This is a genomic window from Bacteroides sp. MSB163 (assembly GCF_036416795.1).
In the GTDB taxonomy this organism is placed as follows: domain Bacteria; phylum Bacteroidota; class Bacteroidia; order Bacteroidales; family Bacteroidaceae; genus Bacteroides; species Bacteroides maternus.
The window spans coordinates 5,364,584-5,388,625 of the sequence record NZ_CP143867.1 but is presented as its reverse complement, the minus strand read 5'-3'; the positions used below and the strand labels follow the sequence as shown (position 1 = coordinate 5,388,625).

The 24,042-nt window shown below is 44.9% G+C and carries 14 protein-coding genes and 1 pseudogene; 9 read left to right on the top strand and 6 right to left on the bottom strand.

Annotated features, from left to right (window positions below):
• Window positions 1-10 precede the first annotated feature (10 nt).
• From VYM24_RS21130 to VYM24_RS21095, 8 genes are all read left to right on the top strand, one after another.
• Window positions 11-1,396 (top strand): DUF4434 domain-containing protein, encoded by a 1,386-nt coding sequence (locus VYM24_RS21130; protein ID WP_291533384.1) that lies wholly within the window; start codon window positions 11-13, stop codon window positions 1,394-1,396.
• 5 nt (window positions 1,397-1,401) lie between these two features.
• Window positions 1,402-2,508, top strand: a complete 1,107-nt coding sequence (locus VYM24_RS21125) for an SGNH/GDSL hydrolase family protein (protein WP_330940849.1) — start codon at window positions 1,402-1,404, stop codon at window positions 2,506-2,508.
• Between the two features lie 22 nt (window positions 2,509-2,530).
• Window positions 2,531-4,054: an ADP-ribosylglycohydrolase family protein gene (locus VYM24_RS21120; protein WP_117692646.1), complete on the top strand. Its 1,524-nt coding sequence runs from the start codon at window positions 2,531-2,533 to the stop codon at window positions 4,052-4,054.
• Between the two features lie 2 nt (window positions 4,055-4,056).
• The gene (locus tag VYM24_RS21115) at window positions 4,057-5,667 is read left to right on the top strand and encodes a DUF4434 domain-containing protein (protein ID WP_330940848.1); all 1,611 of its coding nucleotides are present in this window, start codon (window positions 4,057-4,059) and stop codon (window positions 5,665-5,667) included.
• A gap of 200 nt (window positions 5,668-5,867) precedes the next feature.
• Entirely contained in the window at window positions 5,868-6,776 is a 909-nt protein-coding gene (gene rbsK / locus VYM24_RS21110) for a ribokinase (RefSeq protein WP_330940847.1), read from the top strand.
• A 23-nt stretch (window positions 6,777-6,799) separates the two neighbouring features.
• Window positions 6,800-7,807, top strand: coding sequence for a GRP family sugar transporter (locus VYM24_RS21105; protein WP_330940846.1), 1,008 nt, complete (start codon window positions 6,800-6,802; stop codon window positions 7,805-7,807).
• Window positions 7,808-7,837: 30 nt separating this feature from the next.
• Window positions 7,838-9,397, top strand: coding sequence for a DUF4434 domain-containing protein (locus tag VYM24_RS21100; protein WP_291552852.1), 1,560 nt, complete (start codon window positions 7,838-7,840; stop codon window positions 9,395-9,397).
• Between the two features lie 13 nt (window positions 9,398-9,410).
• The gene (locus VYM24_RS21095) at window positions 9,411-11,405 is read left to right on the top strand and encodes an NPCBM/NEW2 domain-containing protein (RefSeq protein WP_291552850.1); all 1,995 of its coding nucleotides are present in this window, start codon (window positions 9,411-9,413) and stop codon (window positions 11,403-11,405) included.
• An 89-nt stretch (window positions 11,406-11,494) separates the two neighbouring features.
• Here VYM24_RS21095 and VYM24_RS21090 read toward each other — a convergent pair whose 3' ends face one another.
• From VYM24_RS21090 to VYM24_RS21070, 5 genes and pseudogenes are all read right to left on the bottom strand, one after another.
• The gene (locus VYM24_RS21090; RefSeq protein ID WP_330940845.1) at window positions 11,495-12,823 is read right to left on the bottom strand and encodes a RagB/SusD family nutrient uptake outer membrane protein; all 1,329 of its coding nucleotides are present in this window, start codon (window positions 12,821-12,823) and stop codon (window positions 11,495-11,497) included.
• A gap of 20 nt (window positions 12,824-12,843) precedes the next feature.
• Window positions 12,844-16,111 (bottom strand): annotated as a pseudogene (locus VYM24_RS21085) (SusC/RagA family TonB-linked outer membrane protein).
• Window positions 16,112-16,152: 41 nt separating this feature from the next.
• Window positions 16,153-18,780: a zinc-dependent metalloprotease gene (locus VYM24_RS21080; protein WP_330940844.1), complete on the bottom strand. Its 2,628-nt coding sequence runs from the start codon at window positions 18,778-18,780 to the stop codon at window positions 16,153-16,155.
• Window positions 18,781-19,152: 372 nt separating this feature from the next.
• Entirely contained in the window at window positions 19,153-20,322 is a 1,170-nt protein-coding gene (gene dnaJ, locus VYM24_RS21075) for a molecular chaperone DnaJ (protein ID WP_291552841.1), read from the bottom strand.
• A 10-nt stretch (window positions 20,323-20,332) separates the two neighbouring features.
• Window positions 20,333-20,968, bottom strand: a complete 636-nt coding sequence (locus VYM24_RS21070; RefSeq protein WP_291552839.1) for a nucleotide exchange factor GrpE — start codon at window positions 20,966-20,968, stop codon at window positions 20,333-20,335.
• 218 nt (window positions 20,969-21,186) lie between these two features.
• Here VYM24_RS21070 and VYM24_RS21065 point away from each other — a divergent pair, with 218 nt between their 5' ends.
• Window positions 21,187-22,800, top strand: coding sequence for an ABC-F family ATP-binding cassette domain-containing protein (locus tag VYM24_RS21065; RefSeq protein ID WP_330940843.1), 1,614 nt, complete (start codon window positions 21,187-21,189; stop codon window positions 22,798-22,800).
• Window positions 22,801-22,894: 94 nt separating this feature from the next.
• Here VYM24_RS21065 and VYM24_RS21060 read toward each other — a convergent pair whose 3' ends face one another.
• On the bottom strand, window positions 22,895-23,959 hold the full coding sequence (locus VYM24_RS21060) for a leucine-rich repeat domain-containing protein (RefSeq protein ID WP_118403489.1): 1,065 nt from the start codon (window positions 23,957-23,959) through the stop codon (window positions 22,895-22,897).
• Window positions 23,960-24,042 lie beyond the last annotated feature (83 nt).

The following is a 24,042-nucleotide window of genomic DNA, read 5'->3' as shown; positions in this document are numbered from 1 at the left end:
AAAGATGATTATGAAACGTACTTTTTTACTTCTTTTTTCTTTGTTCAGTCTGGTAAGTTTGCAGGCAGAGAATAAAGTGAGCTTAACTTTAATACCTCCGGGAAAGATCACCAATAAGGTCGATCTGGATATCCGCGGTGGTATTGTGAACGAAAGTGCTTCACAACAGACTTATCAGGTAGCTTTGTATTGGAATAAAGAGAATAAGGATGCACTGTTATACGAAACGGTTGTGACAATCCCTGCCGGAAAGGCCGAAACGGTTAAGGTGGTTATACCTACCAAGGACCGGGTGGGGAAGAATAAAGTGATCTTCAAAGTGGCTAATGAAGGCAAGGCCTATCGGAAGACAAAAGATATAGAAGTGATTGAATCGGACATTCGCTCTATCCAACAGATATCCGGTGCCTGGACGGGCATCTATCACTGGAGCGAAATCGAAGGAAAACATTGGAATCAGGATATCAAGAAGATGACCGATGATCAATGGAGAGAGTTAATCCGTTCCATGAATAAGCTGGAAATGAATATGGTGGTCATTCAGGAAGTTTTCCGCAATGAAGAATATGTAGGCAAACATACTACCAATGTGGATAACTATGTAGGTAAAGCCTTCTATCCTTCCAAACTGTATCCCGGTCGTATGGAACTTACAGCCAAAGATCCGATTGAGGCCATCCTGACGGAAGCCGATAAACAGGGCATGAACGTACTGATGGGAGTGGGTATGTTTGCTTGGTTCGACTTTACCCCCGAATCTTTGGAATGGCACAAGCGGGTGGCTAAAGAACTGTGGGATATGTATGGTCACCATGAATCCTTTTATGCTTTCTATGTGTCCGAAGAGAGTGGCGGTGGTCTGGATAACTGGGAACAACGCCCCGAAATGCGTAAAAAGAGAAAAGACGATATTGTGAATTTCTTCAAAGAGTTTAAGGCTTACTGTAACGGATTTGCACCGGACAAACCGATCATGTTGGCTACCAACAGTTTTGAAGTTCCCAACGGAATGGATACGTATCCGGCACTCATGGAACATCTGGATATCTTGTGTCCATTCGGATTTGCCCGTATGCCGGATGGTGATCTGACCGGTAAGGAAGCGGCTAACATGTTGCAGAAAGTTTGTGATGAGGCTAAAGCTCATTTGTGGTTCGACCTGGAAGTATTTCTGTTCAATCCGGATAACTCCCTCTATCCCCGTCCGGTAGAAGAAATCATCCGTGACCTGAACCTGTTTGATAACTTCGAGAAGATTCTTTGCTATCAGTTCCCGGGTGTATTCAATGATCCGAAGATGTCTATCCGTGTGGGCGAAGCACGCACTATCGACTTGTTCAACGGATACATGAAATACCTGAAAGAATTGAAAGCTAAAAATAAGAAACGTAAATAAGGAAAATGATGAAACGTTATTGTCTATATCTGTTTATCCTGATAGGGATAAGTTGTTCTGCGGAACTGAAAGCTCAAAGAAACGGAACTGTTTACAAAGGGAATGATCCTGCCGTGCGGTATACCGGCAGAACATTGGTCTCTTCCGATGGTTCGGTAGCTTTCGACTGGGTAGGTACTTATCTGGAAACCCGTTTTACTGGTGGAAGGCTGTCAGTGAAAGTTTCTGAAACAGGAACGAGTTATTATAATGTATTTGTTGATGGCAACCTGCATAAAGTCGTGAAAGTATGCGGAACGGATACATTGATCCATCTGGTATCGGGCATAGATAAGCGCATTCATAGTTTGAAGATACAGAAACGTTCCGAAGGTGAATTCGGCAAGACAACTATCCATCAGTTTGTCTTGTCCGGTTCGGGACGCCTGGCGGAAGAGCCGGCAGTACGCACACGGCATATCGAGTTTATCGGAAACTCGCTTACCTGCGGATATGGCACAGACGGGAAACATCGCGATGAGCCTTTCCTGGTGGAGACGGAAAATTGTAATCTCACATTTGCCTCTATGGTAGCCCGTTATTATGATGCGGACTATACACTGATTGCCCATTCCGGTAGAGGAGCCGCTCGCAATTATGGTGATTCGGTACGCGTGTCGAAGGTTACGATGAAAGACCGGATGCTGAATACCTTTGACGAAGACCTTACTCATAAATGGAATTTTAAGGGATATCTTCCGGATCTGGTAGTTATCAATTTAGGTTCCAATGATTTCTCAACGGAGCCCCATCCTTACAAAAGCGAATTCACCAAAGCATACAAACAGATCCTTGCACAACTGCGTGAGCATTATGGAGATATTCCCATATTGTGCATTTACCCTGTAGCTATGCAAGCTCCTGTATTCAGTTATTATGAAGCGATAATAAACGAAGTGAATGATCCGAAAGTCTTTCTACTGAAACTGGATAAGAACCTCTATAACCGGACTACCGACCTGGGGGCTGCATGGCATCCCGGATATTCGGGACATAAGAAGATGGCGATGTGGATAATTCCTTATATCTCAACGATTATGGGCTGGGATCTGACGGATAAAGTGATTGAGTAAAGCCCGAAAGTAAAAACAAGAAATGAGTATGTCGAAAAGAAATCTAATATGGCTCCTGATGGCTTTCTTCTTTATAGCCGATCTGGCTGCCGCCGTTCATAAAGGAAATAAAGAAGTTGTTCTGTCCGAGCAGAGCCTGCGTGATAAAGTGAAGGGCGCATGGGCGGGGCAGACCCTGGGATGCAGTTACGGGGGACCTACTGAGTTTAAATTCTTGGGAACTATCATTCAGGATTATATTCCCATTCCCTGGGATAAGCATACGGTCAAGAATTGGTATGATACCTTTCCCGGTTTGTATGATGATGTTTATGTGGATCTGACTTTTGTGGAAGTCTTCGAAAGATGCGGGCTGGATGCTCCGATTGATTCTTTTGCGACGGCTTTCGGGCGGACAGAATATCCATTGTGGCATGCCAACCAGGTAGCCCGCTACAATCTGTTGCAGGGGATGAAAGCACCCCAGAGTGGTTACTGGAAGAATAACCCTCATGCACATTGCATCGACTTCCAGATTGAAGCGGATTTTGCCGGGATTATGTCACCGGGAATGCCTAATCAGGCCGCTGAAATCTGCGATAGGGTGGGGCATATCATGTCCTATGGTGAAGGATGGTATGGCGGAGTTTATGTGGCAGCCATGTACTCTCTGGCTTATGTCAGCAATGATATAGAATATATCGTAAAAGAAGCGTTGAAGGTGATACCGGAAGAAAGCGATTTCCACAAATGTATGTCGGACGTAATTCGCTGGCACAGGAAATATCCGAAAGACTGGAAACGAACCTGGTTCGAGTTGCAGAACAAGTGGAGCGAAGAAATCAGTTGTCCCGAAGGCATTCATAACTCCTTTAATATCGGTACGAAGATAAACGGTGCTTATATACTCCTGGGCTTGCTTTACGGACAGGGGGACTTCACAAAGACCATAGATATCGCCACGCGTGCCGGTCAGGACTCTGACTGTAATCCGGCTTCAGCCGCAGGCATCCTGGGAACCATGATAGGATACAGCAACATCCCCGAATCCTGGAAAGAAGCTTTGTATGAAGTAGAAGACATACCTTTCTCCCATACGGATATCAGTCTGAATAAAGCCTATGACATGACGTACAGACATGCCAGCGAGATGTTGCAGAAACATGGAAACGGGAAGGCAGGAACAGACTTCATAATCAGACGGGAGAACATCAGACCTGTTGCTTTGGAAGTAGCTTTTGAGAATCTGAAAGTGAGCGATAAACTTACAATAGAGAAATCCATAGATGATGTAAATCCCTTCTCTTTCGAAGGAACCGGACTGGTTGTAAAAGGATACGTGGCAGGTGGGCTTCCGGCGGACTATACGGCGGAGATGGATGTATATATCGATGGACAGTTCTATGAAACCACCGCCTTGCCCCAATATATCAATCACCGGAAGTGTGAATTGTTCTTCTGCTATGACCGTCCTGTAGGGAAGCACACTGTAACTTTTAAATGGAAAAATCCCGTATCGAACGGGAAAATATGGATAACCGAAGTAATAATCTATACAACGAAATAAATATGAAAAATATACTATCCCTAATCAGTATTTCTTCTCTGCTGCTTGTGTTGGCGGCTTGCGGGAGTAAGCAGGCCCCCACAGCAGAGGAGATAGTAGCGAAAGCACGTGCGGTAAAGACTTTGAATGCTTACGACGAGATGAGCTGTGTGGTGTACGAAATGAAAGGACTTCCCGAGTCACCGCAAACCTCGATAGACCGTTTTATCAGTGATGACTGTGTGGAGGGAACGGGAAGCTTCGAGCTTAAATACTCTTTTTCCGGCAATGCGTCCGGAACCGAATCCGTATATATCCAGCAGAGTGGGGGAGACTATCGCAGTGATTTGTCTTTCCATCCGCTGGGACTTTCCATCTGGGTGAAAGGTAATAAGAATAATAAAGGTACCTTCCGTTTCATGCTTATTCAGGATGTGGATCAGTTTACGCAGGATGCGCTTCATGACAAAGATCGCTGGCAGTTCTTCGAGTATGTGGATAAGGATGTACTGACCAAGGAAGAATGGACACGTGTAGTGATGCCTTATGAGGCCTTTACTTTTGTCAAAGGGCGTGATCTGAGCGAAAACAAACTGGTTTTGAACCGTCTTGAAGGTTATCGTCTTGAAATCACGAACGATGATAACAGCGCATGTACAGGTGAGGTTTGCATCGACAATCTGGAGCAGCTGACCTCTTATACTCCTGAATTCAAGGGAACTCCCAAGTTCTCCAGTGTTTTCATTCAGCTGAATGGCGTCTATAAAGAGACCGACTGGGACGTAGAATTCAAAGCAAGCCGTGAAGTGGGCATTGACACTTGGATTATCCAGTATGCCGAAGGTTTCAATGACCGCACGAATGAGAAATCTTCTTTCTATTCGCCGACAAATCTGCCGTGGGTGACCAAGCAATATGATATCATGAACCGAATGTTCGATGCTGCCGAGCGTAACGGGATGAAGCTGATTGTCGGACTATATCCCGGTGATTACAGCAAGGAAGATACTACAAAACCGGAACAATATGAATTTCTGGTGGAGCGTAATAAACAAGTATTCGATGAACTGTTTGCCCTTTGGGGGAATCATCCCAGCCTGGCGGGATGGTACATAACCGAAGAATTTCATGACGGCTCGTATCCGGTAGGCTGGCAGCAGGAACCCGCCTTGTCTATGCTGGCTAATTATTTGCAGACAGTGGCGGCTTATGTGAAGTCGAAGTCTCCGAAAGAAGTCTGCATAGCTCCTGCTTTGTGGAGGGGAATGCCTGCTGATCTCTGCGGAAAATGGTTTGGTAAGATATTTGCCCAGACTCCCGATATAGATGTACTTTATCTTCAGGATATAGGCGGACGTTGTCTGGTAGATTTTGATGTGGACCTGCCCAACTGGTTTGCCGAAATAAAGAAAGCCTGCGATGCTAACGGAGTGATTTTCGGAGTAGATATAGAGTCGTTCAAAGAGTGCTGGTGTCCGAGAATTACCATGCGGACCAAACCCTGGATCGAGCTGGAGGAACAGCTGAGAGTAGCCGGAATGTTTACCGATCATATCACGAATTTCAGTTGGGCCACCTTCAAGCCGGGAACAGATACCTATGAAGGGTATAAGAAATATCTTGAAAGAAAATAAGCAATCATACTAAAAGCAAAGTTTCACTTGGGGAAACTCTTTGTTCCAAGCGGTGAAACTCTCAGTATTGCCTAATGAAACTGAAAGAAACCAATGGTATGCTCAATCAGTAAACGGGAAATACTTGATTATGAATAAGTTTTTAGAAGAAATGTTTTGTCACGGCGATACATACATTTATTTATTATAAATATAGTACCATGAAGAAAATTATAGTAATTGGCAGTTCCAATATAGATATGGTGGTGAAGACCTCTCATCTGCCGGTTCCCGGTGAAACCATTCTGGGTGGTGAATTCTTTATGAACCAGGGTGGTAAAGGAGCCAATCAGGCAGTTGCAGTGAAAAGGTTGGGTGGTAATCTGATCTTTGTAGCGAAGTTGGGGAATGATATACTGGGACAGCAGTCAGTGGATTATTTCAAGAAAGAGGGAATAGATACAAAATATATCACTCTTGATGAAAACTCTGCTTCCGGAGTTGCTTTGATCAGTGTGGATGATCACGCAGAGAATAGTATAGTGGTGGCTTCCGGAGCCAATATGCTGCTGAACGAGCAGGATGTGGATAAAGTTGTGGAGGAAATGTGCGAAGGAGACATCTTGTTGATGCAACTGGAAATTCCGATTCAAACGGTGGAATATGCTGCCAGGAAAGCTTTTGAAAAAGGGGTGAAGGTAGTCTTGAATCCGGCCCCTGCACGGAGTCTTCCGGAAGAGTTATTCAGATACCTGTTTATGATTACTCCCAACCGGATTGAAGCCGAAATGCTCACCGGTATAAAGATTGTGAATGATGCTGATGCGGAACGGGTTGCAAAAGAAATCAGCGCGATGGGAGTACAGAATATAATTGTAACTTTGGGTTCGAAGGGCTGCTTGGTGAGAGAAGGCGATACTTCGTATTGTGTGGATGCTTTTAAAGTGGAACCTGTTGATACAACGGCTGCCGGCGATACTTTCAACGGTGCTTTATGTGTGGGACTGGCAGAAGGCATGAACTTGAGGCAATCTGCTGTAATGGCTTCTAAAGTTTCATCTGTTGCCGTGACAAGAATGGGAGCGCAGTCTTCTATTCCGTATCGTAAAGAACTGGACCTGAATGAATAAATTAACCTCTAAAAATACCGATTATGTTTATAGTTGAAAGCTACGGATTGGCAGTGGCGTTGTGTTGGGTTACGATGCTTTGCTGGGGATCGTGGGGAAATACTCAGAAGTTGGCAGCCAAGACCTGGCGCTACGAGTTGTTCTATTGGGATTACGTGATTGGCATCGTTCTTTTCTCTCTGATCTGGGGATTGACTTTAGGTAGTACGGGAGAGGCCGGGAGAGGATTTATACAGGACTTGTTGCAAGTGAGTCCGGAGAACTTTTGGAGCGCTTTCTTGGGTGGTGTGATATTCAATGCTTCTAATATTCTGCTATCGGCTTCTATGTCATTGGCAGGGATGTCGGTTGCTTTTCCTGTAGGGGTGGGGCTGGCATTGGTGCTGGGTGTATTTGTCAATTATTTCAGTGTTCCGAAGGGAGATCCCGTCATTCTTTTCCTGGGAGTTTTCCTGATTGTACTGGCTATTATTTTTAATGGAATAGCATCCGGAAAAGTTTCCAAAACGTCCGGTCAGAGCACTCGTAAGAAAGGTATCCTGGTTGCTGTATGCGCCGGTATCCTGATGGCGTTCTTTTATCGTTTTGTGGCGGCAGCTATGGACCTGGAAAATCTGGAAGCACCCACGGCAGGCATGATGACTCCTTATTCGGCTTTGTTCGTGTTTGCAATAGGTATCTTTATCAGTAATTTCCTGTTCAATACACTGGTGATGAAGAAACCTTTTATGGGAGAACCTGTGTCCTACGACCAGTATTTCAAAGGAAACTTCAATACGCATCTGGTGGGTGTGTTGGGCGGTATAATCTGGGCATTGGGAACTGCTTGCAGCTATATCGCTGCCGGAAAAGCCGGTGCGGCTATTTCCTATGCGCTGGGGCAAGGGGCAACGATGGTAGCCGCCTTGTGGGGACTCTTCATCTGGAAAGAGTTTAAGGGGGCTTCAAGGTCTACCAATCTGTTACTTACGCTGATGCTTATTCTTTTTATCTCCGGTCTGGTACTGATTATAGTGTCCGGAGGAAGTTGATAACTTAATATAGATTTATAAATGTGTACTATGAAGAAGAAATTTCAAATGATAGGATTTGCTCTGTCAGTTTTATTAGTTGCGTTACCGGTAGTTACGGTGGGTGCGGATAATGCCGCTTCCGACAAACAGAAAAAAGAGAAAACCACCGAGTCGGCTTTGGGTGTGAAACCTGTTACAGGTAGCTGGATCAACCTGGCATACAAGGATGTACGTAATAAATATACGAATCCTCAGAGCTTTGATAATATGGACCCGAAATTGTGGGAAGCTAAAGTACGTGAATTGTCGGCTATGGGTATCGAATATCTGGTACTCATGGAGGTTGCCAATGAAGGAAAATCTTATTATCCTTCGCAAATAATGCCTTGGTGGTATAATAAGGATAAGAAAAGTCCTGTGGATGCTATTCTGGATGAAGCAGCCAAACATAATATGAAGATTTTCATGAGTAGTGGCTGGGCAAAGGATCAGGATGATAATCTGCTTGATCCGGCAATTAAGGAACGGCAGCTCCGGATCATGGAAGAGTTGGCATCTCTTTATAAAAACCACAAAGCCTTTTATGGCTGGTATTTACCGGTAGAAGATTGCCTTTGTCCTATTTTTGCGGAGCATGCGGTGCAGTCGGTAAATACCTTATCAGAGAAGGCTAAAAAATTGGCTCCGGGCAAGAAAACCCTGATCTCTCCTTATGGAATCGGATTGTCAGAATTTGATAATCCGGAATATGAGAAGCAAATGCAGAAACTGAAAGTGGATATTATTGCCTATCAGGATGAAGTGGGGTGTGTACGCGATCAGTTCACACTTCCCCGTCTGAAGAAGAACTGGCAGAGATTGCGTGATATTCATAACCGCCTGAATATTGAAATGTGGGCAAATTGTGAGACTTTCACTTGGGAAGAGGGTACCAATGACCGTACTTCTGCCTTGATTCCGGCAGCCTATCCGAGGCTGCTGTCCCAGCAGGTTGCAGCATCTGCGGCGGGGGTTGATAAGATCATTTCATTTATGTTCTACGGTATCATTGAGAATCCTGAGTCAAAGTATCAGTTGGGACAACCTGTCTGGTCGAACAAAGTTTATGCTGACTATATGGACTGGAAGAACGGAAAGGAATATTGGAAACTGATGGAAGCAGCATTTATGGAGAAATTAGTCAATGGAGCGGCTCCGGAAATGATGCTTGGAAAGGCCGGTTTGCAACCGTTACTGGATGGTAAGGTTGCTGAAGAGGACAGTAAGGATGCCCGCTGGGTGAAGTTCGAGGCCGGCTATCATGAATTTGTAGTGGATCTGCAAAAGAAAACCCGTGTTCAGAAAGCTATGTTGCGTATGCTGAATTATAATCCGGAAAAAATAGGTATGCCGATGAAGACATATCTGTATACTTCAATAGACGGTAAAGAGTATAATCTGTCTTCCATAAAAGACGCCCCTTATTTCCCGAACAACAAGCATGATGCCTGGATTGAAAGCATATTGTTTGACCAGCTGGATGAAAATGTACGCTATGTAAAGGTCGCTTTTGAAGCTCCGCAACAGGTATATATAGATGAGTTGTTTATTAATCCGGTCCTGAAATAAAAAGCAAAATATTATGAAAACTGGGAAAAACGTAATTATTGCATTGGCTCTTTGGGCAAACTTGTGGTTTGTTTCCTCTTGTAATAACGGGCCGAAGCGTGAAGTCTGGTTGGATGAAGTTTATAAGGACTCCTGTTTTGTGCAGGATTGGGGAATACCGCAGATAAATCAGTCTGTGGTATGGACTCCGCTTACGGTAAATGGTGTTGTGTATGAGCGGGGTATCGGAGCTCATTCCATCAGCCGTATGCTGTATGATTTGGGGGGTAAAGCCGTTTCAGTAAGTGGCTTGGTTGGAGCGGATGATAACAACCTGTATGCCGGTAAATTGCAGTTCAAGATAATCGGAGATAAAAAAGAACTTTGGAAAAGCGGTGTGATGCGGAAGGGCGATCCCGTAAAAGAGTTCAATGTCAGCCTCTCCGGCATTGATAAAGTGTTGCTATTGGTTGAAGAATGTGGCGATGGCATTATGTACGACCATGCTGACTGGTTGAATGTGAAGTTTGTGACTCGTGGAGAGATTACCCCGATACCTGCCTGGCCGAAGCCTGTGGCTAAGGAGAAGTACATTCTGACACCGGAAGCTCCGGAAACTCCACGGATTAATAATCCTCTGGTATATGGCGCCCGTCCGGGAAATCCGTTCCTGATGACGATTATGGCAAGTGGTAACCGGCCAATGACTTTTGAAGCGTCAGGACTCCCTGCCGGACTGAAATTAGATACTTCCACCGGCTTTATTACGGGAAAAACCGAACTTAGAGGAGATTTCAAAGTGCTTCTGAAAGCCATGAACGAAAAAGGTGTAGCCGAAAAAGAAATTACCTTGAAAATAGGAGACCGGATTGCTCTGACTCCTCCGATGGGATGGAACAGTTGGAATTGCTGGGGACTTTCTGTAGATGATGAGAAAGTGCGCGAGGCTGCCCGCATGATGAATGAAAAGTTGCATGCATACGGATGGACGTATGTGAATATTGATGACGGCTGGGAAGCTGCCGAACGTACCAAGCAGGGAGAATTGCTTTCCAATGAGAAATTCCCTGATTTTAAAGGCTTGGCTGATTATATTCATTCTCTGGGATTGAAATTCGGTATTTATTCTTCACCGGGACCGACAACATGTGGTGATTATCTGGGCAGTTATCAGCATGAGGAAATAGATGCACGGACCTGGGGCAGATGGGGAGTAGATTATCTCAAATATGATCATTGCGGATATCATGCGGTTCAGAAGGATTCAGAAGAGAAAACAATCCGCGAACCCTATATTGTTATGCGTGATGCATTGGATAAAGTGGATCGGGACATTGTCTATTGTGTGGGATATGGTGCTCCCAATGTCTGGAATTGGGCAAGGGAGGCAGGAGGTGAGCTGTGGCGCACCACCCGTGACATTACTGATGAATGGAATGTGGTGACAGCCATCGGTTGTTTTCAGGATGTTTGTGCTCAGGCTACTGCACCGGGGAACTATAATGATCCCGATATGCTGGTGGTAGGAAAACTGGGTAAGGCTTGGAGAGAGAAGGTTCATGAATCGGCTCTGACTCCTGATGAACAATATTCCCATATTTCTCTATGGTGCATTCTTTCCGCTCCGCTGTTGATCGGTTGTGATATGTCCGATATAGATGATTTTACGTTGAGTTTACTGACAAATAATGAAGTGATTGCTGTGAATCAGGACCCGTTGGCAGCACCGGCCACAAAATTGCTGACTGATAATGGGCAGATATGGTATAAGAAACTATATGATGGATCGTATGCAGTAGGATTCTTCCAGATAGATCCTTATTTTATCTTGTGGGATCAGGATGAGGCTGAAGCTATCCAGATGAAGACGTATGATTTCGAATTAGCTCTCAAGCAACTGGGAATTACTGGCAAAGTATCTGTTCGCGATCTGTGGCGGCAAAAAGATTTGGGGGAATATAATGGGGAGTTCCGGACACAGGTTCCCTATCATGGAGTTTCTTTTGTGAAGATAACTCCTGTGGAGTAAATTGTGTGTATCTTAGAAAAAACCTCCTTTCTAATCTTGTCATGGGGATTGAGAAAGGAGGTTTTGTATTTTATGAATTAGCTGATTGGTTAATTAGCCAACTCCGGATTAGCCGCTATTGCTTCTCTCGGAATCTGAATTGTATAGCGTTGGTCATCCTGTTCCAGCACATAGGTTCCTCCTTTGAGAACTTTCTCGATGCGTGGGCGGGTTGTACGGCGCAGGTCAAACCAACGGTGTCCTTCGAAAGCGAGTTCACGTTTACGTTCGTTCAGGATTTCCTCTATCAATGCCTCTTTAGCCATGGCATTGACGGCGGTAGCTTTGGCTGCGTATGCCTCCGGTGTATAGCGTTTCTCCATTAACTCCAACAAACGGGTGCGTGCCTGAGGCAGTTTGTCCGATTGTGCAGCCGCTTCTGCTGAGTTCAGATACATTTCGCCTACACGGAAAGAACAACGGAAATCATCTTTTCCACTCTTCTGGCTAAAACGGTAGCCGTTCTTGTCAGCCGGTTTGAAGTAAGCATCCAGACGCAAATCCCCCTCTCCGTATGAAGCTGCCAAATCTTCGGACAGAACAGCCGCCTGCGTATAGTTGGAGGACATGCCGCGTTCCAAAGCCGTAATATTCTCTACGGACTGGTAGTTGTTTGGCAAAATGAACGCTTCGTCATTGAAATCTTCCAGTGTATTCTTTTCGGCAAGAACAGATTCGGCTGCTTTATACGCATCGTTCCATTGCCCCATATACAAATGTACACGGGCACGGAGGGCTTTTACGGATAAGGTGGTGAAACGATAAGAAAACTTCTGTTCCCAGGATTCCTTATTAATCAGTTTTTCTGCATCATTGATATCCGAAAGTACAGCCTCGTAAATCTGTGCGACTGTATTTTTCTTCAGAATTTCGTTGATATCGCTGTTCAGTTTCAGTGGCACTGCTTTCGTTTCTAACGCTCCCGGACAGGTATAAGGCTGTCCGTAGAGATTTACCAACAGGAAATGCATGTAGGCACGGAGCAGATAACATTCACCGATTAATTGGTCGATGTCCGCTTCGCTTCCTTCATTAATTGAATTCCGTTCTTCTATGGTATAGTTTGCGGTGAACATGATACTATAAAAGTTCTTCCATTCAAAGGAAGTAGTCTGTCCCGGTGCGCTGAAGTCATCCCAACACTCAATTTTTCCGTAACGGTCCAGCTCCCAACTATCATTTTTTACATACAGTTCATCAGAACGGAAGCAGGCGAGTCCTCTGGCATCGGGAACATTTTTATAAGCTGTGGCAATCAGCGCTCTGTACTCAGCTAAGGTCTGAGGTATCACTTTTCCCGTAGGCTGGATATCCAACATATCGCAAGCAGTCAGCAATACTACACTGCTCATCAATAACATGATATATATCTTTCTCATTGTTGTTACTCTCTATAAAATTAAAAAATCAGGTTCAGGCTTAAGGTCACGGACTTGGGAGCCGGTGTTGCATAAGCATTGGACATGGTTTCCGGATCGAGATAGTTTTTGTAGCTTGAGCCGAATACCAATAAGTTGCGTCCTTCTATGGCAACTGTGGCGGAAGTCATTCCCAACATGCGGCTGAAGTTAGTAGGCAATGTATAGCCCAGCCGAATATTTTGCAGTCTCACATAGTTCAGGTCTCTGATCCAAATATCCAGGTTACGGTATATTTCATTCTGATTTGAATACCACATATATTCGTCCAGACGTTCGTTCTGACTCAGCAGAACCGGGAAGATCGTTTCCGTATTTTCCGGAGTCCAACGATTCAGGATATCACGGTTCGTGTTACGTCCTTTGTCGAAATCAACGATAGAGTAGGTGGGTTGACTGCGTACCTTTCCACCGAAGTCGAAGCTGAAGTTGACACCCAGTTCAAAAGCCTTGTAGGTGAAAGTATTATTGAAACCACCTGTATAAGGGCAGTCAGCAGTACCGGCATACGTGTAAAGTTCACGACGCTCGCGGGCTGTCAGGTCGGTTGCTCCGAATCCCCATTCCTGAAGTTTAAAGAATTCCATGGCCGATACGGCTTTTCCGTCTTTGTCCTGGAACACCGGATAACCTTCTTCATCCAGCCCGGCTGTTTTCAAGGCAAACAAGGCTCCTACGGGATAACCTTCACGTCCCGGTTCCAAGGCATCTTCGCGCAGTGCTTCTTTCAGTACCTTATTGTTGTTGTATGCGAAGTTGAAGTTAGTGGTCCACATAAAATTCTTGGTGTGGACATTGCGTGTGCTGAGAGCGACCTCGACACCTTGATTTCGCATGCTGGCCCAGTTGACGGTCAGCATTTCGAAACCTGTTTCCAGAGGTAACATCTGGGTTCCGATCAAATCTACACCTTTTCTGTAGTAGTAGTCTACACTCAGGTTGATAGCCTGATTCAATACAGCAAAATCAAATCCTGCATTTACAGAATGGGTTTTCTCCCAACGCAGTTTTTTTGTTCGGTGCGCCGGAAACGTCAATCATATCTTCTGAACCTCCCGGCAGGATATTCTCAATTCTGTAATTTCCCAAAAGGAAAGGAGAGGTGTTTTTATCTATGTTTCCCTGCAAACCATAGGATGCACGGACTACCAGATTATCTATCCATTTGGCACTTGCCATAAAAGGTTCTTGGGAAATACGCCACAAACCACTGACTGAATATAAGGGCAGATAGCGGTACTTTTTGTCTACACCGAAAAGGTCGGAACCATCGAAACGGATACTTCCTCCCAATGTATAGCGGTTCAATAAAGAATAAGACAGGGTTGAGAAAGCGGACACGTATGCGTTCTCCACATGACCCTTTTCATGTAACTTGAATGCCTGGCTCTCTTCCGGGAAGATAATAGGCTTTGTTGTCAATGTTTTACGGTCAAATCCATAACCGGCACTGTATAGCTTTTCTTCCCATGTCTTCCGGATTTCCGTTCCTACCATTGCTTCGAACTCATGGATGTCGTTGTAGGTATCGCGATATTCTCCCATCGCTTTCCAGGTGAGTTGGGACAATGAATTTTCGTTGGCCTTATGGAATCCTCCCGCAGGTAGGTAAGTTACACCATTGCTGCGGTGATTCTTTTTTTCCTTACGCATGGCAAAAGATTCTTCATCGGCAATCTTCTCGATGGATGTTTTATCAAGTTGTAAACCGAGCTGGGTGGTAAACTTGAATCGGTCGTCAAAACGTAACTCTGCATCAAAGATAGATGAGAGCCCATTGATAGTGGTTTCGTTGGTGGTGTTTTTTAGTTCTTCAAAAGGGTTGAATCCAAAGTCCATATCCACATCATTCTCCACATCAATGTCGTAGTTGTAATTACCGTTTTCGTTGTATGGCGTGAAGTAAGGGTTAGCCAGACGAGAGTAGAATATCGGATTGGTTAAACCATCCGAATCTGGCAGATAACTTGAATTCTTACGGCGGTTGGCAAACATAGAGGCACCTACTTTCAGAATGCTGTTCACTTTATAGCTGGTCTTCATCACTAAGTTCAGACGTTCGGCAGATACATTCGGAATGTTACCATTCTCTTTCATATATCCGAAAGAAGTATAGTAAGTTGCCTTTTCACTACCACCGGAAAGAGACAGGTTATACTCTTGTGTGAATGCGTCGCGGAAGAGAATATCACTCCAGTCTGTGTTTGTTGCCTTCAGTTTATTTATTGCGCTTTGAGCATTGGATGACAAGGCGTTCCAGCCTCCGTCTTTGAAATTGCTGAGTTCTCCCAACCCGGAGATAATGCGGTATACCTCGCCTTTGGTTTCCCTGTAAGGATAGCCGGCTGCCAGTAAGTCAAGTTCCAGACCTACCTTCTCTTCTGAGTTCAACAGGTTCAAACGGTCTATATTCAACTTCGGAGAATAGGTCAGTTTAGTGGAGAAGTTAATAACCGGTTTGCCCACTTTACCTTTCTTGGTAGTAATCACGATTACACCATTGGCAGCACGGGCACCGTAAATGGCAGTTGCGGCAGCGTCTTTCAGAACGGTGATATTATCGATGTCGGCAGGATTCAGACCGGCAATAGCGGTTTGACCTATGTTATCGATGTCTTTCAATACTTCCATATTAGGAATGTTCGTTCCTTCCAATGGAATACCGTCCAGCACCCACAAAGGGTCTTGCGTACCATTCAGAGAGGATGTACCGCGAATACGGATTTTGGCAGGAGCGCCCGGAGTACCGGAAATGTTGCTCACGGAAAGTCCGGCAATCTGTCCGGCCAATGCCTGGTCTATGCTCTTGGTTGCACCCATCATCTGGTCCGAGATATCGATCTTCGATACGGCGGCCGTTAACTTGCGGCGTTCTACAGTCTGATATCCCGTCACAACTACCGCATCGAGCATGTGGGCGGAAGGTTGCAGGGTGATGTCATATTTATTCTTGCCCGGTACGAGCTTTACTTCCAGTACATCATAGCCGACATAACTACAATAAAAACGGGTAACTCCCTCCGGAATGGAGATGGAAAATTGACCGTCAATATTAGTAATGACACCAATGGTGGACTGATTATTCCCAACTTTCTTCAAATCACCGGCTGTCACATAGACAGAAGCGCCGATGAGAGGCAAATTATCCTCAGAAGAGATGACTACACCCTCTACCTGCCGGTTTGCGGCAAGGGCGTATGTGAACGTTCCTATTAGTAATAGGAATGCGACAGATAAGCGTCTTTTCATCCGTTAAAATAATAAAATTAATACTTAAATTGAAAACTGGTTTAAATTCCTAATGCCGTGTTGATACGGAGAATCATGTCTTTATAATGATATTTGGTTGCCACATCTGATATTCCCAGGCGGCTTTGAAGCAGATCCTTGATCCGCAACAATTCGCCCCGTTTCACGGAAATGGCATCTGAGATGCGGTTCAGTTGTGAGCCGTAGAAATTCAATTCGCGGCGGGCACCCATCCGGTCTGCATCCAACGAGCGATGAGCATGTTCATCACAACTGCAAAGCGGTAACTGGTTATCCAGCAGGAAATGATTGTCCATTAACTTCTTGTTGATTTTTACTCCTTCGCTTTCGGCAGCGGCCGTAATCAAGGCATCCAGGAAGTTTTTCTGCAAGGTGCGTGTCATGACGTCAGGCAATGCTCCCCGTTCCGTTGTGGCAAAAATGCTACGATGTAAACCATCCATCAGTTCTACGGCAGTAAAAGCCTTTTTACCATTTACCGCTTCGTTTTCAAGCATACGTACCAGGCGGTTGTTGGATAAAAGATCCCACAGGATATAGGACTGGGCATTCTTCAATATCTGCGTCGGTGCATTTTCTACAACACCCAGCGGAGTGTTACGAAGCAGATAGGTATATTCACCTACTTCTGTGTCGAATAACCACTTCGGATAAGTCAGCACTTCATCCAGTAAGAACTTCAGGGCAGCTTGTTGCTTTTCTTTTTCTACAAAAGTATAAGTCTTCTGTCCGTCACCCACAGTTGTATTTTCTATATAGATACCACCGATGTTGGCGAGTACATGGTACAGATAATTATTCCATTGATTGATTACGGCATAGTATAAGCGGGAAGCTTCTTCATAAGTCTGTCCTTTTTCTCCGGTCGTCGTCCATTTTATAATTTCGGGAACGATCCGCTTCAGGTTTGCAATACCATATTGGGAAGAACGTACGGTGTCATCACCCAGATCTTCGTTCTGTGCACGGGGATCTACGGCATCGCGTACATCCTGCGCTTCGCTGTATTTATACAGGCGGTCGGTATGGCGGCTCAGGAAATCATAAAGTAAATCCTTTTCTTCTTCCGGATTTTCTTTTCCATACCAACGGTAACCGTATTCGATGGCGAAGATATCGTAAGGACCGATATGCGGTGAAAGAGCGGTTATTCCGTCACCGGGTTGTGCCACGTAGTTGAAACGGGCATAATCCATGATGGAAGAAGAGGTCGAATTCATCCGGTCGGTGAATGACTTGGAGCGCAAGGAATCGGTGGGGAATGCCCATGATCCCATCATATTGTGGCGTAACCCTAAAGAGTGACCTACTTCGTGGCAGGCTACAAAACGCATGGCGTCTCCCATCAGTTCATCGGACAGCTTGATGCCGCGGGCTTCCGGGCGTACAGTACCTGTTTGTACGGTGATCCATTCCTGAAGCATATTTAGTACATTGTGCCACCACATAATGTCCGCTTCCAGGATTTCCCCTGATCGGGGGTCCAGAATAGACGGCCCCATAGCGTTTGCTTTGGTGGAGGCTGCATAGGTCAGTACGGAGTAATTCACATCATCCATATCTACCGTCATGCTGTCGGTGATTTCTTTGGCGATAATGGCATTCTTGAATCCGGCACGTTCAAATGCCACCTGCCAGTCTTCAATACCTTGTTTGATATACTTGCGCCAACGATACGGAGTAGAGTTTTCTATATAAAATACAATCGGCTTGGCCGGCTCCACCAATTCGCCCCGCAGATACCGTTCGCGGTCTTCCGGTTTAGGCTCCAGACGCCAGCGGGTAATGAACTGTTGCTTGCTGACCCGTTGTTGTCCGTCGCTGTAACTGAGCAAAGGATTGGTAAAATACCCTACACGGGCATTATCCAGTCTACCGGTCATAGGTGTTTCCGGCAGTAACATCAGTGAAGAACTGACTTCAACGGTTACGTAGACGGAAGTCGTTCCTTCGGTCACTTTCGTTGTCAGCTCGGACGTGGCCACCACATTATTCTCGAATGCTTTGATGGAAAGGATACGTGAAAGGTTTTTGATGGAAGACGTTCCCAGGTTGATATTGGTAAATACGTTGTTGATACTCGTCTCTGTTCCATCATAAATATCATTCACCTTGATAACCATCGTCGTAGAGTCATTATTGAATGCCTCAATCTTGAAGCCGGCTATCAATGGTGAGATGTAGTTGTCACGTACTGACTGGCTGATTGCGTCTCCGGCAGGAGCGAGGGGGAGAGGGCGGCTTTGGCGGATAAGCAACTTATTCGTCGCCTTATCCTGTTCGAAGCGTACCATTTGGTTTTCATAATTCGTACCACGGTTCACTCCGGCCTCGTTCAGTTCGGAAGGAACGCGTTGGAGCTTGTTCACTACCAACATATCCCTGCCCAGTAAGTCCACCGGTACCTCAAAATAATAATCGTTCTTTTTCTGGTACACATTGAACATACCACGGTGAATGATGCTACCGTCTCCGGTCAGTTTCTCGTACTCGTTTTTGGATTTAACACTGTCGTTTGGTTCACTCTTCTTTTTCTTTCGGAACCATCCCATAGAATCGGGTGTGGAATCTACAGCGTATGCCATAACAGGTTCACATATCAAGGTGCCTGTAGCCACTGTAGTTAGCAGAATTGTTTTTAGTCTCATCAGTTATATCAATTATCATCAGGTTACCTATTCTACTCATAGAATTAAGTGTCGGCAAAGATAGTAAAACTATACTATGCTACCAGATGAATGGGATTAGTTTTGACGTTTTTTCTTTTATAACGCAAAAAATCTTTCAATTATAAAAAAAACAGTATCGTTTAAAACGGAAAAGAAATGAGGTAAATGATTTTAGCCTATGTATTCAATCTCTTAGACGCAGATGACACGGATGAGACGGATTTAAAGGCTGCGCTGTCACATCAATAAATAAAAAATCTGCGTCATCCGTGTCATCCGCGTCTAAAAAATAAATCATCACTTCATTCAAAACCCGTATAGACATGAATCCATTTTCAGTTTAAAGTCAGTTTAGTCAAACAAACTCTTGAACTTCTTGAAAATCTTTTCCTTAATCGAAGTATTGGGCTTGAAGTTATCCGAGCTTTCCATTTCTTCAAGTGCTTTTTTCTCGTCTTTGTTAAGCGCTTCCGGTACATATACGCTGACATTTACCAATAAATCTCCCGTACCGTATCCGTTTACACTTGGCAGACCTTTTCCGCGTAGGCGGAGCACTTTACCCGGCTGTGTACCCGATTCGATCTTGACCTTCACCTTTCCGTCAATGGTTGGTATTTCTACCGCACCGCCTAAAGCGGCTGTCGGGAAGCTGAGAAGCAGGTTGTAAATCAAGTCATTTTCGTCGCGAATCAGATCTTTGTCCTGTTCCTCTTCTACAAGAATCAGCAAGTCGCCCGGAACACCGTTGTGTTTTCCGGCATTTCCTTTTCCGCTCATAGAAAGCTGCATACCTTCCATTACGCCTTTAGGAATATTTACGCTTACCACTTCTTCGCCGTAAACGATACCTTCTCCGGCACATACTTTACATTTATTCTTGATGATTTTGCCTTCACCGCCACAAGTCGGACAGGTAGTACGTGTCTGCATCGTGCCAAGAATTGTCTGTTGGTTACGGATTACCGTACCGCTACCTTTACAGGTCGAGCAGGTTTCCGAACCGCCGTTACCCTCAGCCCCTGAACCGTGACAGTGATCACATGCAACGTACTTTTTCAGTTTGAACTTCTTTTCTACTCCGGTAGAAATCTCTTTCAGATTCAGTTTCACTTTTACGCGCAAATCCGAACCGCGGAAACGCGGGCGTTGTGAACTTCCGCCTCCGAAACCGCTGAATCCGCCTCCGAAGCCACCGCCATGTCCACCGAAAATATCTCCGAACATAGAGAAGATATCATCCATAGACATGCCACCGCTAAAACCGCCGAACGGTCCACCATTTCCGGCAGCACCACTCATTCCGGCATGACCGAACTGGTCATAACGGGCACGCTTGTCCGCATTGCTTAGTACATCGTAGGCTTCTGCCGCTTCTTTGAATTTTTCTTCCGCCACTTTGTCACCTGGGTTCTTGTCAGGATGATATTGAATGGCTTTTTTGCGGTAGGCTTTCTTAATTTCTTCTACCGATGCTGTCTTTTCGACTTCCAGTACTTCGTAGTAATCTCTTTTTTCCATATATATTATGTTATTCTCCTACCACCACTTTGGCATGGCGGATTACTTTGTCGTTTAGCGTGTAGCCGGTCTGTACGCAATCCAGGATTTTCCCTTTCAGGGATTTGTCCGGTGCAGGGATAACGGCGATTGCTTCGTGAAAATCGGTGTCAAGAGGTTTGTCTTTGGTCTCAATCACCTTCACGCCGTCCTGTCCCAATACAGACATGAACTTATTATAAATCAATTCCACTCCTTCTTTCACGGCTGCTACGTCTGTGGCAGTTTCCATGTTTTTCAGGGCGCGTTCGAAGTCGTCTACAATAGGAAGAATGCTGCTGATGGTTTTTTCGGCACCGTTCAGAATCAGCTCGGCCTTTTCCTTCATGGTGCGTTTGCGATAGTTGTCAAACTCGGCGGAGAGGCGCAGATATTTATCTTTTTGGTCTTCTATCGTTTTGTTAGCCTCTTCCAGCTCGTTGGCAAGTCTTTCTTCTTCTGTCAGAGGAGTTTCCTCCTGCGTTTCTTCTTCACGAACTTCTTCATTATTCTCCGCGGCTTCTTCCTGAGCAGCTTCGGACATTAACTCTTCTTCGTTGATGTTTTCTTTTTCTTTCGGGTCCATATTTCTATTCTTATTATACTTATAAAAAGGATTTGTTTTCATTGCTGTCAAGGGTTTAAGTTAGTATATCGCTCTACTAACAAAAACTTTGCCAAATAGGCAACATTTGTCTAAAACGCCGCAAAGGTAATACTTTTATGTCAGATTGACAGCGCATTTCTACGAGTATTCATGGAAAAATGCCTATCTTTGCACCCTGTGGTGAATAAAAAAGCGACTCATTCGTATAAATTGTAAATCGATAAATAGTAAATAAATCAATGATTACAGTCTCTAATGTTTCCGTACAGTTTGGAAAAAGGGTGTTATTTAATGATGTAAACCTGAAGTTTACAAGTGGAAACTGCTATGGTATTATCGGTGCCAATGGTGCCGGAAAATCTACCTTCTTGCGTGCTATATCCGGTGATTTGGACCCTACGACCGGTTCTATTATGTTAGGTCCGGGTGAACGCCTCTCCGTATTAAGTCAGGACCACTTTAAGTGGGATGCACTTACGGTAATGGATACCGTGATGATGGGGCATACTGTTTTGTGGGATATCATGAAACAGCGCGAAGTGCTTTATGCCAAAGAAGATTTCACGGATGAGGACGGTTTGAAGGTTTCCGAATTGGAAGAAAGATTTGCGGAACTGGACGGCTGGAATGCAGAAAGCGATGCGGCGGCTTTGTTGAGCGGTCTGGGCATTAAAGAAGATAAGCATTATGTGCTGATGGGTGACCTCAGCGGCAAGGAGAAGGTACGTGTGATGCTGGCACAGGCTTTGTTTGGTAATCCGGATAACTTATTGCTGGATGAGCCTACCAATGACCTGGATATGGAAACCGTGATGTGGCTGGAAGATTATCTGGCTAATTTTGAACATACGGTGTTGGTTGTGAGTCACGACCGTCACTTCCTCGACTCTGTCTGCACGCACACAGTAGACATCGACTATGGTAAGATTAACCTGTTTGCCGGTAACTATAGTTTCTGGTATGAATCAAGCCAGTTAGCCCTCCGCCAGCAACAGAACCAGAAGGCTAAGGCAGAAGAGAAGAAGAAAGAGTTGGAAGAATTTATTCGCCGTTTCAGTGCCAATGTGGCGAAGAGCAAGCAGACTACCAGCCGTAAGAAGATGTTGGAGAAACTGAATGTGGAAGAAATCAAGCCTTCTTCGCGTAAGTATCCGGGCATTATCTTTACTCCCGAGCGTGAACCGGGTAACCAGATTCTGGAAGTTTCCGGACTGACCAAGACTTTGGAAGACGGTACTGTGCTTTTCCGCGATGTAAACTTCAATATAGAGAAAGGGGATAAGGTGGTGTTCCTTTCCCGCGATCCCCGTGCCATGACTTCATTGTTTGAGATTATAAATGAAGAAATGAAGCCGGATGCAGGAACTTTCAGTTGGGGTGTCACTATTACTACGGCATATTTGCCGCTGGATAATACCCGGTATTTCAATACGGATCTGAATCTGGTGGACTGGTTGAGCCAGTTTGGTGAGGGAAATGAAGTTTATATGAAGAGCTTCCTGGGTCGTATGCTGTTTTCCGGTGAAGAGGTTTTGAAGAAAGCAAGTGTGCTGTCGGGAGGTGAAAAGATGCGTTGTATGATTGCCCGTATGCAGTTGCGTAATGCCAACTGTCTGATTTTAGATACTCCTACCAATCATCTTGATTTGGAGTCCATCCAGGCATTCAATAATAACTTGAAGACGTATAGAGGTAATATCCTGTTCTCTTCTCATGACCACGAGTTCATACAGACCGTTGCCAATCGTATTATCGAGCTGACTCCGAATGGTATTATTGATAAGATGATGGAATATGACGAATACATCACTTCTGACCATATTAAGGAATTAAGAGCTAAAATGTACAATTAAGCTACGAGTGACGAGCTACAAGCTACGAGTTGCTGCGCTATAATGCCGAAAGGTACTTGTAGCTCGTAGCTCGTAGCTCGTAGTTTATCGCTTGTCACTTATAAATCAGCTTATTCCTTCCGTCTTCTCCGAACAGGCTATCCCCCAAAGTCGTAATCTTGTTTCCTGTAGCTACTACATAACGCAAGTTGTCACATCCCATAAACGCGCCATATTCGATGGCAGTCACTCCGGCTGGCAATTCAAGCGTACCGCACAAGCGACCGCATCCGCTGAATGCACGTTGTCCGATACTTTTCAAACCTTTGGGAAGCTGGATGCGCAACAGATATTTTTTCTGGGTAAAAGTATATTCGGGAATAACCGTAGTGTTACTTTTGCTCAGATCAACAGCCACAAGATTGGGCATATAATCACGTATTACGGTGAAGTCAGCTTCGTCCAGTTTCCCTTCTACGGTCAGGAAATTCACATCTTTCGGTTGCAAGCCCGCAGCCACTAATTCACTGGCGAGACTTCCCATTAAGCCTACCTGTACGAAAGCTTCTACAGGTTCTCCTTCTATCACGGCAAAGGTTTCCCAATGCTTCTTGCCACGGTAGGAGTCGCTGCTACCCAACGGAACGAAAATGGCCGTTATGCTATCCGCCAAAGCGGCCGGTAATAGGTTGGGAGCAGTCTTTTTTCTCAACTGGCATATTTTCAGATTTTCGCAACCCTTGAAGGCCGCGTCTTCTATGTTCTTGATTTTCTCTGAAAGAATAATTTTCTGGAGAGTTGCTTTTCCGGTGAAAGTACTGTCGCTGGTCTGCTGGCAGAATGCATAAGCCGGTACACAGTTGGGCGGATAAATATAGAAACGGTCGGGGTAAGTGCCGCTTTTGCCTGCGTATGTACTGATGGATGCGTTGGAGATATCCAGCACTTTCAGATTCTTGAATTCATCGCGCAGATGTTTGAAGTCAATGGCATTTAGTTTTCCGGTCAATGTAAGATGGGTGACGCTGTTGGCTTCATCCTCAGTGAGCATGGATACCAGAGTGCCAGGCTTGGCTACAAAAAAAGTTTTATTATTAGCTGGTGTACCTGCATTTTGTGCAACTGCTGCGTAAGTACATGCAGCCAGCATTATAGTGGCTAATGTTCGTTTTAGTTTCATGACAGTAATAGATATGTTTAGACAAATATACGCTTTTTGTAGGAATTTGCTTTCTATTTTTAATTTTATAGGTATTTTTGCCG